General features: G+C 49.7%; 10 protein-coding genes and 6 pseudogenes. 8 read left to right on the forward strand and 8 right to left on the reverse strand.

The genetic code is table 11. From position 1 onward, the window contains the following. The first annotated feature begins 134 nt into the window (after window positions 1-134). Both DQX05_RS06860 and DQX05_RS06865 read left to right on the forward strand, forming a co-directional pair. Window positions 135-902, forward strand: a complete 768-nt coding sequence (locus tag DQX05_RS06860; protein ID WP_119792111.1) for a class I SAM-dependent methyltransferase — start codon at window positions 135-137, stop codon at window positions 900-902. Window positions 903-972: 70 nt separating this feature from the next. Next, a complete protein-coding gene (locus DQX05_RS06865) occupies window positions 973-1,209 on the forward strand; it encodes a hypothetical protein (protein WP_119792112.1) in 237 nt (78 codons plus the stop codon). 138 nt (window positions 1,210-1,347) lie between these two features. On the opposite strand, the gene DQX05_RS06870 is transcribed toward DQX05_RS06865, so the two are convergent. Then, on the reverse strand, window positions 1,348-1,947 hold the full coding sequence (locus tag DQX05_RS06870) for a nitroreductase family protein (RefSeq protein WP_087443753.1): 600 nt from the start codon (window positions 1,945-1,947) through the stop codon (window positions 1,348-1,350). Window positions 1,948-2,092: 145 nt separating this feature from the next. On the opposite strand from DQX05_RS06870, the gene DQX05_RS06875 reads away from it, so the two are divergent. Then, entirely contained in the window at window positions 2,093-2,455 is a 363-nt protein-coding gene (locus DQX05_RS06875; protein WP_119792113.1) for a winged helix-turn-helix transcriptional regulator, read from the forward strand. Window positions 2,456-2,492: 37 nt separating this feature from the next. On the opposite strand, the gene DQX05_RS06880 is transcribed toward DQX05_RS06875, so the two are convergent. From DQX05_RS06880 to DQX05_RS06905, 6 genes and pseudogenes are all read right to left on the reverse strand, one after another. Next, a complete protein-coding gene (locus DQX05_RS06880; RefSeq protein ID WP_119792114.1) occupies window positions 2,493-3,245 on the reverse strand; it encodes a DsbA family oxidoreductase in 753 nt (250 codons plus the stop codon). Between the two features lie 80 nt (window positions 3,246-3,325). Beyond that, window positions 3,326-3,676, reverse strand: a pseudogene (locus DQX05_RS06885) (glycine betaine ABC transporter substrate-binding protein); the annotation flags it as partial. Further along, window positions 3,652-3,867 carry a hypothetical protein gene (locus tag DQX05_RS30595; protein ID WP_182914667.1) on the reverse strand — a complete coding sequence of 72 codons (216 nt, stop codon included), beginning with the start codon at window positions 3,865-3,867 and terminating at the stop codon, window positions 3,652-3,654. The pseudogene DQX05_RS06885 and the gene DQX05_RS30595, both read right to left, overlap by 25 nt. Window positions 3,868-4,606: 739 nt before the next feature. Continuing rightward, window positions 4,607-5,087, reverse strand: a pseudogene (locus tag DQX05_RS06890) (GNAT family N-acetyltransferase). Window positions 5,088-6,230: 1,143 nt separating this feature from the next. Then, window positions 6,231-6,509, reverse strand: coding sequence for an HU family DNA-binding protein (locus DQX05_RS06900; RefSeq protein WP_119792118.1), 279 nt, complete (start codon window positions 6,507-6,509; stop codon window positions 6,231-6,233). A gap of 113 nt (window positions 6,510-6,622) precedes the next feature. After that, window positions 6,623-6,826: a cold-shock protein gene (locus tag DQX05_RS06905; protein ID WP_119792120.1), complete on the reverse strand. Its 204-nt coding sequence runs from the start codon at window positions 6,824-6,826 to the stop codon at window positions 6,623-6,625. 136 nt (window positions 6,827-6,962) lie between these two features. Here DQX05_RS06905 and DQX05_RS06910 point away from each other — a divergent pair. From DQX05_RS06910 to DQX05_RS33040, 5 genes and pseudogenes are all read left to right on the forward strand, one after another. After that, window positions 6,963-7,872 (forward strand): annotated as a pseudogene (locus DQX05_RS06910) (tyrosine-type recombinase/integrase). Window positions 7,873-7,961: 89 nt separating this feature from the next. Beyond that, a pseudogene (locus DQX05_RS06915) lies at window positions 7,962-9,447 on the forward strand (DUF4158 domain-containing protein); the annotation flags it as partial. A gap of 3 nt (window positions 9,448-9,450) precedes the next feature. Then, window positions 9,451-9,759, forward strand: a pseudogene (locus DQX05_RS33395) (Tn3 family transposase); the annotation flags it as partial. Window positions 9,760-9,920: 161 nt separating this feature from the next. After that, window positions 9,921-10,874 (forward strand): annotated as a pseudogene (locus DQX05_RS33035) (FAD-dependent monooxygenase); the annotation flags it as partial. A gap of 36 nt (window positions 10,875-10,910) precedes the next feature. Further along, window positions 10,911-11,402: an aromatic-ring hydroxylase C-terminal domain-containing protein gene (locus DQX05_RS33040; RefSeq protein ID WP_397335083.1), complete on the forward strand. Its 492-nt coding sequence runs from the start codon at window positions 10,911-10,913 to the stop codon at window positions 11,400-11,402. A 178-nt stretch (window positions 11,403-11,580) separates the two neighbouring features. On the opposite strand, the gene DQX05_RS06925 is transcribed toward DQX05_RS33040, so the two are convergent. Continuing rightward, complete coding sequence (locus tag DQX05_RS06925) at window positions 11,581-13,053, reverse strand: protein adenylyltransferase SelO (protein WP_119792122.1); 1,473 nt, start codon at window positions 13,051-13,053, stop codon at window positions 11,581-11,583. Between the last annotated feature and the right edge of the window lie 10 nt (window positions 13,054-13,063).

Consider the following 13,063-nt stretch of genomic DNA (forward strand, 5'->3'; position numbering starts at 1 on the left):
CTCTTCTCCCCTTCGATCTATATATTAAATATATAAGAATGAAATAAAGATATATTACATTTATAAATATACTTCAAATACAATAGAAGAGGAATGACTATCATGCCACTTGGCAAAAGGAGTTGCGATTCGATATGGAAATCGGAAATCCTGCTTTTAACTACGACAAACATGGACAGAAGTACTCCGGATACAGACGAACGGAGCCCCGAATTGCGAAATATGTGAACGAAGCGCTGGAATCTGCCAAAACCGTGCTCAATGTCGGTGCCGGCGCCGGCTCCTATGAGCCCGAGGATCGGTATGTTGTAGCGGTTGAGCCTTCAAGCGTGATGCGTTCTCAACGCCAAGCTCATCATCGAGTCCCCGCTCTAATCGGAATGGCCGACGCGCTCCCCTTCGATGATCATGCTTTCGATGCAGCGATGGCCATGCTGACGGTTCATCATTGGCCGGATAAGCGCAAAGGGCTGCAAGAGCTGCGAAGGGTTGCCAGGGAACAAGTGATCATCCTGACATTCGACCCGGATGCGCTGGATGGCTTTTGGAATTCGCGCTATTTTCCCGAGCTAATCGAAGTAGAGAAATTACGTTTTCCAAAAATAGAATTTATCGTTACGTCGCTGGGGGGCAACTGTCGGGTCCAGCCAATCCCCGTCCCGTTCGACTGTGTCGACGGATTTCAGGAAGCTTTTTATGGTCGGCCGGAAGCTTTTTTAGAAAAAGAGATGCGGCTCTTCTCGCAGTCAGCATGGGGGTTTCTGCCGGAGGGAGCAGAGGATAAATTAGTGAAGTCGCTGTCGCATGAACTGGCATCGGGAGAATGGGACCGGAAATATGGTCATTATCGAACGGAGCCCTATTTTACCGGGGCGCTAAGGCTGATTGTAGCTACGCCATAAGGGGAATAGCTGTGATTCAGATGGGAATTCGCAAGGTAAAAAATGAAAGCTGCTGAACCTGGAGGTTTATATGGAGCAAATTCGACAAAAAATCAGATCAAGCAAGACGCTTGCCGGTCCTTTTCCGCCTTTTCATGCAGACGATGCAAGTGAATACCCCCATGATCTTTTTCTGGAATGGTTCCATGAAGCCGCCAACGACTTTTTGAACCGGGGCGCCGTAGCCCAACGCGATCGCATTGATCGGCAAACAAAGCGCCGTGTTAGACAATCGCAAACATATTCGACTAAGATACCGGTTGGATGAAGGGAAATGGATCAAGAATTTATTGTGGGCTTAGACCGATGTACTTCTGGGCACGCCCCGCAAAAAAGGGCTCAAGCGAATCGACGCTTGAGCCTCTTGCTGTCATTCGGATGTCGGCGGATGCTTGTTGGTTTTGGCTTATTTGAACACTTTCAGACGATCTTCGAGCGGTGCGAACTGCTTCTCGCCCGGTGCCGCGGTCGGCTTGCCGAACGGCATTTGCGCGATCAATTTCCAAGTGTCTGGAATGTTCCATTCCTTGCTTACCGCATCGTTGATCAATGGATTGTAGTGCTGCAGGGTTGCGCCATAGCCTTCCGCTTCCAGTGCGGTCCATACGACAAATTGCAGCATGCCCGAAGACTGTTCCGACCAGACCGGGAAATTGTCTTTGTACAAAGCGAATTGCTCCTGGAGGCCCTGAATCACTGCTTGATCTTCGAAGAACAGAACGGTTCCGTATCCGTTGCGGAAGGCAGTCATTTTGTCTTGAGTCGATCCGAAGTTCTCCGCCGGCACTACCTGCCGCAGCGTCTCGGTCGTCAAATCCCACAGCTTGTCATGCTGCTCGTTCAACAAGACGACGACGCGGGCGCTCTGCGAGTTGAAGGAGGAAGGTGTATGCAATACAGCCTCTCCAATCAAGCGCTCCAACTGCTCGTCGCTCAGTACAGACTCCTTGCTGATAGCATAAATGCTGCGTCTTTTCTTGACTGCGTCGAGAAACTCTTTACTCAACTGAACCACTCCTCTTCATCTATCGATAAGATCGTATTGCCTACACATGCTATAATAAACGATAGATCGATTTAATATAATTAGGCACATCTATGTGCTGTAGTATCACCAAGGATACCGTCTTTATACAGGGGGAGCGAATGAAATGAACAAGAACAATCCAATGCCGTGTGAAGTCGTCGTCGCCTTGGATGCCATCGTCGGCAAATGGAAGCCGATTATTCTCATGCAGCTCATTACCGGAGGCACGAAGCGCTTCAGCGAGTTGAAGCGGCTGAATCCCGACATCACGCAGCGCATGCTGACGCTGCAGCTGCGCGAGCTGGAAGAGCAAGATCTCGTGCAGCGCGTCGTCTACCCGGTCGTCCCGCCCAAGGTCGAGTATTCCATCACGGAATATGGACAGAGCCTCGTGCCGATTCTGGAAGCGATGCATAATTGGGGCAAGGCCCATTCCGAACGGATGAATCAGAAAAAAGCGCAACAGCAGGCCGTGGAGACCAGGTGAGTTCCACCTGGCCCCTGCACCTGGCCATCGGATTCCCTCATGACCTTCTCCGGGAAATGCGGCCTGCTCCTATCTCTGAATTATTTTCCCCAATCCCGCATGAATCGTCCGTGCACAACCCTTCGCCGCCTTCCGGAGTCAAGACCGTCAACGGGTTCTCTTCCTTCCATGCTTTGTCCAGCACTTCGAGGAACATCTCCGGCCGCTGGGCTCCGCCTACCGCATACTTCCGGTTGAAGACGAAGAATGGCACGCCGCGGCAGCCTAGTTGATTCGCTTCGCGCATCTCCTGCTCGACCTCGGAGGTGAATTGCGCACTCTCCAGCATCGACGCGGCCGCTTCCCGATCCAGTCCCGCTTCTGCGGCCACGGCAAGCAGCGTATCCTTCTCGCTGACATTTTTCCCATCGGTAAAGTACGCCTTGAACAGCAATTCGGCCACCTTATCCCGCTTCCCATACTGTCCGGCGAAATGAATCAGGCGGTGCGCATCCAGCGTATTGGTCATAATCATCGAATCGAATTGATAATCGATCCCCGTTTCCTTGCCTTGACGGACAATATCCTCATGCATCGCGATCGACTGCTCCCGGCTGACACCGTATTTCTCGGCGATGGCCGTATACGCATCCTTCGTCGGATGCTTCTCGGCATTCGGATCGAGCTGGAAGCTGCGGTAAATAACCTCCACCTTATCCCCGTGTCCGAACTGACTCAACGCTTCCTCGAACCGGTGCTTCCCAATATAACAAAATGGACATGCAACGTCCGACCAAATCTCCACTTTCATCCTGTCATTCCTCCTGACTGCCAACCTATATTTGCCTTCTTCCTCATTATATCTCGAAATAAAGATAAATCCAACCTGCCTTACAGCAGCTCCGGCTTCATCAAAAATTGCTTCGCAACATCCCGGGCGCTTCTGCCCTCCGCGTTCACCTGGTAATTCATCTCACGTATCTCGTCATCCGTAATGCAGCCTGCCAGCCGGTTCAAGGCTTCTATCAGCTCCGGATACCGCTTCGCCGTATCGCTGCGCATAAGCGGCGCGCCCTGATAAGGCGGGAACAGATGCTTGTCATCCTCCAGCACGACCAGATCATGCTGCCTTAGCTCGCTATCTGTAGAATACGAATCCACCAGATGAATATCCCCCGTCTCGATAGCCGTATATCGAAGCTTCGGCTCCATCGTCTTCATCTGAGGGAACGCAATGCCATACCGCGGGTCTGCAGGACGGCGGAGAGGCCAATGAGCCCTTCCGCCATATTCGGACGGCGCGTCATATGGATGCCGAGCGGAACTGCGATCATCAAGGCAAAGAACAAGGCGAATGAAATCTGAACATGCGCTAGCAGAGCGCTGAATAATTGATCTTGCCGTTCTCTCAACACGTCGACTAGGATACTCATGAACCGGAACCCCCTTTCCTTCGGTTCGCACCCGTTACCGGATGGACGGGCATCGCCGCATCATTGGATTATCCTGCTATTGAATGTCCTATTGCCGCATCACTCAATCGTAAATCAGGCACGGCCTAAACTTCCTAGGCTCTTCCCAAGCACAAAAAAACGGCTGCATGTCAGCCGTTTTTCCATTATCTATCTTGTATTCGTGAAGTCCTGCGTTAATACAGGAATTTCCGCTATTTGACCCGAGATTTTATGAAATTGCTGCAAAAACGCATCCTTTTCCGCCAATTTTTGCCTCCTGTCTATTGAATAGACTGAAATTCATGAAGCTAAAACTGCACCATTCCCCTAGACACGTCAATCCGTTAGGCGAAATCCGCAGAACTGCACGATTTCTATGCCTATTCGGTAAGCGAAATCCTGCACAAATACAGCAATTCGATATAGACGACTTTACCAGAAAAGGAATCCTGCAAAACTGCAGGAATTTCACCCGTTTCTCTTTCACTTTAAGCAAAGGGGCCTAAAATGATGTAGATTTGCAGCAATTCCTCGGGATGTGGACTCATTGAGCCGAAATTCCTGTAAAATAGCAGCAATTCCCTCCACATGTTTCCACCAGCCTGCGCTTTGCAGGAATCCCTGTAACGGAATATATGCCATAAGGAAAAACTGCACTTTTGCAGTAATTCGGCAAGTCGAACGTTAAGGATCAGGGGGACTGTCTGATAAATTATCCTTATTTCATCGGATTAATGATTGCATAATAAACAATATCTTCGAAAGAGTCGTTTTTATAAACATGATCTTTTAGAGTACCTTCGTAAGTCATTCCGCATTTTTCCATTATCTTTCCGGATAACAAATTCGATAACTGCTTCGGTTCCATATCCCTTTCCCCAATATTGTTCTCCAATCCAGTAAGCAATTTCACCGTTTTTGTATGGTTTATCATTGGAAATACCAATAGCGCCAAATAACTGTCCGCTATGTTTGTCGGTTACAGCGAATTCATACATTCGGTCTAATTCAATGTTTTGCTCATGATTTGCAATCCATGAAAGAGCACATTCTAAAGAATAGGGAAATGGTAGAGTCAATGTGCTTTTGTATATATTATAATTATTACATAATTAGGTAACATTTTGTGCATCCGTTTCTTTAAATAGACGTAGAAGTAATCGATCCGTTTCTATTGTTTTTTCTGCTTTGCGATAAATATTATTTTCACCCCATCAAAAAAAGATATAATGGATACCCTTTAAACTTTACATCCCAATTTTGGTCTAATCCAAATGTTTGAATTAGCGTCTGTACGTCTCTCATAAAGTCGTTCAAGGTCTCATGCAGAAGTTGTAACACCTCCCCTTACCCTTACGTTTTCAGACTAAATGCAGATACCCCAAATTCTTCATTTGGAGGTAAATAGTCCCAATATTATAACACTATTTCATTATTGTCTAGTACATCTACAATTCTGCGGGCGCACAATCAGTGTTTCCCACACAACAATAATTGTACATAATGCGGGTTCTACTTTTCCTAAGCAGAATAGGAATGATTCACATAACATCAGTTCGTCCCTTTCCTGCATTTGACATCCGGGGCACTCCATGCAACAATAATATTGTTTCATTTGAAACAATATTATTTGACTTTTATATCTTCCTGGGGTCCCGTCAACATTTTAACGAAAATATACGCTAAGAGGCAAAGTGTTTACAAATGGATGGCCCTACACAACACAATTAATCTTGTGTTGAGGGGGAAAGTCGGTGAACGCGGACGATCGTGAGCTAGATGGGGGGAAGTGGTTGTTTGGTAGATTTCACGGTCGAGGAGCTTCAGGAGATTGTCGGCATGACTCTTTAACCTACGCGCATTATGGCACCATTAAATTCCCTTATAGAGGTGTCTACTTTCTTGACAGAGGTTCAGAGTTCCCCATCGGGCGAGTATTACTGAAACAGGCAATGAAATAAGGCAGACCGCATGAAACTACGATCTGCTAATTGTTTATCCTTTCAGACTCCTAAACCCCACACATCGTTTGCTTCTCTCGTCCCACAGTCGGTATCGAAGTGCCCGCAAACTCAAACGAAGTCCAATGGCAGAAACGTCATGCATTGCTGCGTTGCTCTCGTGTATTATTACAGGATGGGAAACACCCTCTAATTTCATCTGAATCGACTGCATCTTAAGCTCTTCACTGTAATGCTTTAACTTCTGCCCTTTCTTTGCTAGCATAAAATGCACCCCCTAAAGTTTTCATCGGTAAACCGTAGGGTTTTTTCCAATGTCTACTTTAAGGGGTGCACACCAGATGTGGTCACATCTTTATTTTATATTAGCATTTGGTGGCGTTAAGCTTCATTTAAAGCTTCTTTCAGAGTGATTCCTGCCGTGAATACAGGAACTTTACCCGCCGGAAGTTCCACCTCTTCACCGGTTTTGCGGCTTCTTCCCATGCGTGCTTCACGACTACGGACATCAAATTTTCCGAAGCCAACTAATTGAACTTCTTTGCCTTGCTTTAAAGCTTCAAAAATCGAGTCCAGTACATGCGTTACTGCTTTTTCAGCATTCTTTTTCGAAAATCCACTAGACTTAGCTACTTCTTCCACTAATTGTTCTTTGTTCATTTGCGATACCTCCACTTATATTATTTAAATTACGAAAATGAAACCCTTCGTGGCATGGATGCAAGCGAGAATAAACAAAAAGCTGCCCCACGTTTAGGGCAACTTGAAAGATTTTAATAAACTTTAGAAACGTTTTCGGCCTGCGGTCCACGATTACCTTGGGCCACGTTGAACTGGACACGTTGACCTTCATCCAACGACTTGTAACCATCCCCGTCAATCGCGCTGAAATGAACGAATACATCGTTTCCGTCTTCGATTTCGATAAAACCGAAGCCTTTCTCAGCATTAAACCATTTAACTGTACCTGTTTGCATAGGATTCCTCCAAAAATAAATTTATTAACACGGTCATTAGACATTTTCAGAACGCATAATTGATGTCCGCTAATGTTTCGGTTAAGAAAATAATACCACGTCCGCTAATGTAAGTCAAGATTTGGAGGCTTTGCTAATGAGAAAGACAACCGGGATTTCGGAACAGGGTGAGCAGACTATACAGGATTTCATTCACGCTCTCACTACCCACGAAGATTTGAATCCCAAGACACTAAAGGAATACGCAAGCGACATGAAACATCTTATCAGTTGGTTTGAGAGAGACGAACACCAAGAGGAAGAAGTGATATTTCGAATTGCAGATGTGGCTACTCCAACATTAATACGGTACCGGGAAGCTTCACAAAAAGTGATGGAATTGAAACCGACCACCATTAACCTGCGACTTATAACACTGAAACGTTTTTTTGATTGGGCCGTGTCGGAATCTACATAATCCTTCAAAGCCGGTCAAATTGGTTCCGGAAGGAAAGGTAAGCCCTCGGCACATGACAGATAAGGAAGAGGCTGCATTAATCGCTGCGGCCGAGCATGGCGGTTCTCTTCGGATCAGACGATCCTCATTGTCATGCTTCATACCGGCCTCCGAACGATGGAGATTTGTGACCTGGCTCCCAGCGATATTCAAATCGGTAAGCGTATCGGCCAGCTTACGGTACGATCCGGAAAACGAAATAAACAGCGGGAAGTACCACTTAACGCGACGTGCAGGGCCGCTTTGGAAAAGTACTTGGCAGTTCTCCCCACGGAAAGTCCTTATCTTTTTCCCTCGGAGAAAACCGGTGATCGATTAACGGAACGGGCTTTGCGTCATTTAATACAAACATACATGAAAGCGGCCTGGCTCGAAGGATTGAGCGCCCACGATTTACGGCACCGGTTCGGCTATGTGATGGCCTGAAAACACGCCGTTGCACCGCTTGGCGCAAATTATGGGACACGATAGTCTGGACACAACGATGATTTACGTCAAGGCAACCCGTGCGGATCTGCAAGCGGAAGTCGAAAAAATAGCTTGGCAATAGGGGGATGAAGTACGATGTACGCGAGAGTAAGGGAACTGCTGACTCTAGAGGAACGGCTGCAATATTTACAAATACCGCCTGATCTCGGCGAACGGGAAGCCACGAAATACGAGCATCTGGAGGAAATCCGGAAGGAGTATGGCTACCAGACATTTACATTGAGCGAGTATCGTTCTTTGTGCAAGCATCTTTTTAGCCATGCAATGGCAAACGGCAATCCCTTACACCTGATTCAGCTCGCACTCGAAGATTTACGTAAGCGTAAAATCATTCTGCCCTCAATGGCCACGATTGAAAGATCGGTTTGGGAAACTCGCAAACGGACAGAAGAAAAAATATTCAAGCTGTTCAGCAGTTCACTGACAGAAATACAAATTGCTAAGCTGGATCGCGTCTTAACCACCATGCCGAAAAGTAGCAAAACCTACTTGGCATGGTTAAGGGAAATTCCAGGTACCAGCTCTCCGGATTCTTTTTTGAAGGTTATTGAAAAGCTTGAATACATACGGGATTTGCAGCTGCAAGTCGATACGAAAGGCATCCATCCGAATCGGCAACGCCAGCTTTCCAAAATCGGTTCGCGTTACGAACCTCATTCCTTTCGCCGTTTTAATGATCCGAAAAAGTACGCGATTTTAGTAGCGTATCTATTAGAACTGATTCAGGACTTGACAAACCTGGCTTTCGAGATTCATGATCGGCAGATTATGATACTGTTTTCCAAAGGGAGAAAAGCCCAAGAAGAACTTCAAAAACAAAACGGTAAATCGATCAACGAAAAGGTTGTTCATTTTGCCGATCTTGGAGCCGCTCTTATAAAGGCCCGAAGCGAAGGTATTGATCCTTTTATTGCGCTTGATGCCGTCATGCCGTGGGATCGGATCGTCGCATCCGTGGAGGAAGACAAACGGCTGGCGCGGCCCGTTGATTACGACTATTTGGACTTGTTGGAAAAGAAATTCTATGCGCTCCGGAAATACACGCCAAAGCTGCTAAAATCGTTGGAATTTCGGTCAACCAAGTCCGCAGAGCCGCTAATGAAGGCGGTCGATATCATCCGGAATATGAATGAAACGGGAAAGCGAAAAGTTCCAGGAGGCGCGCCGCTGAATTTCGTTTCGAACCGCTGGCAAAAGCACGTTTACGATGATGACGGAACGATCAACCGGCATTGCTACGAAATGGCTGTCCTGACAGAGCTGCGGAATTACGTTCGTTCTGGGGACGTATCCATTGTCGGATTTCGAGGAATACCTTGTACCGAAATCTGATTGGAATGGTATCGATCCTAACGCTACAAAGCTTGCCGTTAGCTTGTCCGCAAAGGAATATCTTGAAGAACGGACTGAATCACTTCTTCAAAGATTAAACTGGGTTTTGGACCACATCGACGAGTTGGACGGCGTTAATTTGGAGAACGGGAAATTGCACATCGAGCGATTGGAGAAAGATGTTCCCGATGAATCCCGGAATTTCAGCCTTTCCCTCTATGAGCTGCTGCCACGAATCAAGCTAACGGATCTGCTCATGGAAGTAGCCAACTGGACGAATTTTCATGAGCAGTTTATTCACGCTTGGCGGATCGAGAAAACGATCTTCATCCTGGATTACCTTTCAAGCGAGGCGCTGCGACGAAAAATCCATCGGGGGTTGAACAAAGGGGAAGCCATGAATGCATTGGCCAGAGCAATCTTCTTCGGCAAACATGGCGAGCTGCGAGAACGTGCGCTACAAGACCAGCTCCAACGGGCAAGTGCATTGAACATTATCATCAATGCAATTAGTGTTTGGAATACCGTCTATCTCCAGCAAGCAACAGAACACCGCAAAAAGCAAGGAAAGCTTCAGGAAGAACTACTAAACCACATTTCTCCCCTTGGATGGGAGCAATGCCCAATAGTCCGGGCTAGACAGCCCGGACTATTGGGCTTAGAGTAAGAAAAAACGCCAAGTCGGTTACATCTGAATGCTTAGCGTATATTTTCGTTAAAATGTTGGCTGGACCCCTTCCTAAAAGAATGGAGCGTGACTGGTGAGGCGGTCCGGCAGGACTGATGGATGCCAGTGAGCTGGCGCTCGCCGGCGTTGACACCCTTGTGGTCGAACGCCGCTGGGAACGGGTGCGGAATTCACGGGCGCTTACCCTTCATCCCCGCTCCCTGGAGCTGATGGCGATGCGAGGAATCGTGGATCGCTTCCTTGCCCGGGGACAAACGCTGCCGACGGGTCGTTATGCCAATCTGGAGACCCGATTGCAGTTCGATGCGCTGGAGACAGATTATCCTTTTACCCTGTTAATTCCCCAATTTGTTACGGAGGAGCTATTGGAGCAGCGTGCGAGGGAGCTTGGGGCAGTCATATGGCGGGGGCATGAAGTTACCGGATTTACACAGGATGCTCAAGCGGTTCACGTTCACTCGCATAGTCGGGATGGAGCCTAGTTGCTGGAGGCACGGTATGTGATCGGTGCAGACGGAGCGAGAGGCTTCGTTCGTCGGCAGTCGGGCATTCCCTTCCCGGGGACCGACACGGCTTCGACGGGCATTTTAGGCGACATCGTGCCGGAGGAGCCGCCAGAGCACCCATTTCTATCCATCTTTAACAAGCATGGATTATTACTCATGGTTCCGCTTGGCAAGGAGACCTACCGGTTCGCGATCATCGACCCGCTCCATCAGCATCTGCCTACAGATGTGCCGGTCACGCTTGAGCTGCAGGGCGGGATCGAACGGATTACCGGCAAGACGCTCCGCATTCGTTCCACCGTCTGGCTGTCCCGATACGGCGATGCCAATCGGCAAGCGGAAGTATACCGGGCCGGCCGGGTATTTCTCGCTGGCGATGCGGCCCATATCCATTTCCCGGCTGGAGGGCAAGGCTTGAATGTCGGACTTCAAGACGCATTCAATCTGGGCTGGAAGCTCGCGGCCGCCCTCCGCGCTGAAGCGAAGGCCGACTGGCTGCTGGACAGCTACCATGCCGAGAGGCATGAGGCAGGCCGGCAATTACTCGCCGATACGAGAGCCCAGGTACATCTTATGACAGACTTCTCCGAGAACGGAACCGCCCTCAGACAAATCGTGTCGCGCCTCCTCTCCTTCCCTGACGCCAATCGGTCGATAGCGGAACTGATCGGAGCGACCAGAATCGCTTACCGGCCCCTTCCGGGCACGGGCACGAATCCGTGGATAGGCCGCCGCTGCCCGAATCTGAGGCTCGTCCTGCCAGATGGCGCTCCCCTGACGCTCTACCAACTGATGCATGGCGGACAATTCGTGCTTATTCATCGTCCAGGATCCGGTTCGCTTCCGCAGGATCTGCTGGAATCATGTGCCGATTCTAAGATCCGCGTCATCACCGCCAAAATCGAGGATGCTGGAATAGCGTGCATCGAGGCGCTGCTCGTTCGCCCGGACGGACACATCGCGTGGGTAATGGCTCAGGGCGATACGGCCGCTGCTTCGGAAGATAGTTTTGAAGGGCTGCGAGCATGGATGTTATATGCGTCTGATTGCGAAGCTAGTGTGTAGAAAGAGGGAGGCATAAAAGCAAAACAATAGAAAACAGAAGAAGACCGATGCCGCGCATATGAAAAAAAGCAGAATTTCCACTATCCATCCCCAGTTCCGTTATGTTAATAAAAATCGGGAAGGCGCTGCAAGAACAATCGTTCCGCTTCGCCTCCCCGATAGGTCGGCATTACACCGATTAGGTGCCGCAAAAGGTTCGGTACGGGCATGAGGACGGCTCAGGCAAGGTGGCGTATTCAGCCTGTTCCGGGGAGTATGCGTAAGGGTTCGCGAGCACAGCCAGCAGCCGCTCCATCACGCTGTAGTCTCCCTGCTCAACCGCTGCTTCAAGCGCTTCCTCGACCCGGTGGTTGCGCGGGATGACTGCCGGATTGCTGTCCCGCATCAGTTGCTGCGAGAAGTCTGGAGACTCCTCCTGCCTGCCCCGTCTCGCCTGCCACCGCTCATGCCACTGCGCATATTCCCCGGTCCCGAACAGCCCCGACTCCTCCGACTCACCCAAAGTCAGGGTTCGGAACGTATTCGTATAATCGGCCGAATGCTTCTCCATCAGCTCAAGAAGCTCTTCGATCAGGGATTCATCTTCAGCCTCTTCGTTAAACAGCCCCAGCTTCGCCCGCATTCCCGCAAGCCAATGACGTTGATATAGCTTGGTGAACGCCGCAATCTCCTTCTCGGCCAGTTCGACAGCTTGCTGCTGATTGTCATGCAGCAGCGGAAGCAACGCCTCGGCCAGTCTTGCGAGGTCCCATGCGGCCATATACGGCTGATTGCCGTAAGCATAGCGGCCCTGTACGTCAATGGAACTGAATACCGTCGCCGGATCATAGGCATCCATGAAGGCGCATGGCCCGTAATCAATGGTCTCGCCGCTAATCGTCATATTATCGGTGTTCATCACCCCGTGAATGAAGCCCGCGAGCATCCATTGGGCAATCAGTCCGGCCTGGCGCTTGCCGACTTCCCGCAAGAGGGATAGATACCGGTTCTCTCCCTTATCAGCTTCCGGAAAATGTCTCTGACAGGCATAATCGGCCAGAGCTCTCAGATCTTCCACCTTGCCCCATTGCGAAGCGTACTCGAACGTGCCGACGCGCAGATGGCTGGCAGCCACGCGGGTCAGCACCGCGCCAGGCAGCTCGGTCTCGCGATATACCGGCTCGCCGGTCGTCACGACTGCCAGGCTGCGGGTGGTTGCTATGCCAAGTCCATGCATGGCTTCGCTGATAATATATTCTCGCAGCATCGGCCCCAGTGCCGCGCGGCCATCTCCCCCGCGGGAGTATGGCGTCCTGCCCGAGCCCTTCCATTGAATGTCAACCCGCTCCTTCATGGGCGTCATCTGCTCGCCGAGCAGCAGCGCCCGTCCGTCCCCCAGCATCGTAAAATGCCCGAATTGATGCCCCGCATAAGCCTGGGCAAGCGGCGCGGCGCCCTCGGGAATCCGGTTGCCGGCGAACACCGCCGCTCCATCATCGCTGTTCAGTGCCTGGACGTTCAGCCCAAGGGATGCCGCCAACTTTTCGTTAAAAATAATTAGCTTCGGCGACCGCACTGGGGTAGGGTTTTGCCCCGTAAAAAATAACTGCGGCAGTCGAGCGTAACTGTTATCGAAGTTCCATCCTTCTGGGATTGCTCTCTTCTCCGTCATCGTATCTCCT

It is taken from the genome of Paenibacillus thiaminolyticus, from assembly GCF_003591545.1.
Lineage (GTDB): Bacteria > Bacillota > Bacilli > Paenibacillales > Paenibacillaceae > Paenibacillus_B > Paenibacillus_B thiaminolyticus_A.

Coding starts and splice junctions, on each gene's coding strand:
- DQX05_RS06860 (WP_119792111.1), top strand. CDS start 135: ATGGAAATCGGAAATCCTGCTTTTAACTACGACAAACATGGACAGAAG.
- DQX05_RS06880 (WP_119792114.1), bottom strand. CDS start 3,245: ATGAAAGTGGAGATTTGGTCGGACGTTGCATGTCCATTTTGTTATATT.
- DQX05_RS06905 (WP_119792120.1), bottom strand. CDS start 6,826: ATGCAAACAGGTACAGTTAAATGGTTTAATGCTGAGAAAGGCTTCGGT.
- DQX05_RS33040 (WP_397335083.1), top strand. CDS start 10,911: ATGACAGACTTCTCCGAGAACGGAACCGCCCTCAGACAAATCGTGTCG.
- DQX05_RS06900 (WP_119792118.1), bottom strand. CDS start 6,509: ATGAACAAAGAACAATTAGTGGAAGAAGTAGCTAAGTCTAGTGGATTT.
- DQX05_RS06865 (WP_119792112.1), top strand. CDS start 973: ATGGAGCAAATTCGACAAAAAATCAGATCAAGCAAGACGCTTGCCGGT.
- DQX05_RS06875 (WP_119792113.1), top strand. CDS start 2,093: ATGAACAAGAACAATCCAATGCCGTGTGAAGTCGTCGTCGCCTTGGAT.
- DQX05_RS30595 (WP_182914667.1), bottom strand. CDS start 3,867: ATGAGTATCCTAGTCGACGTGTTGAGAGAACGGCAAGATCAATTATTC.
- DQX05_RS06925 (WP_119792122.1), bottom strand. CDS start 13,053: ATGACGGAGAAGAGAGCAATCCCAGAAGGATGGAACTTCGATAACAGT.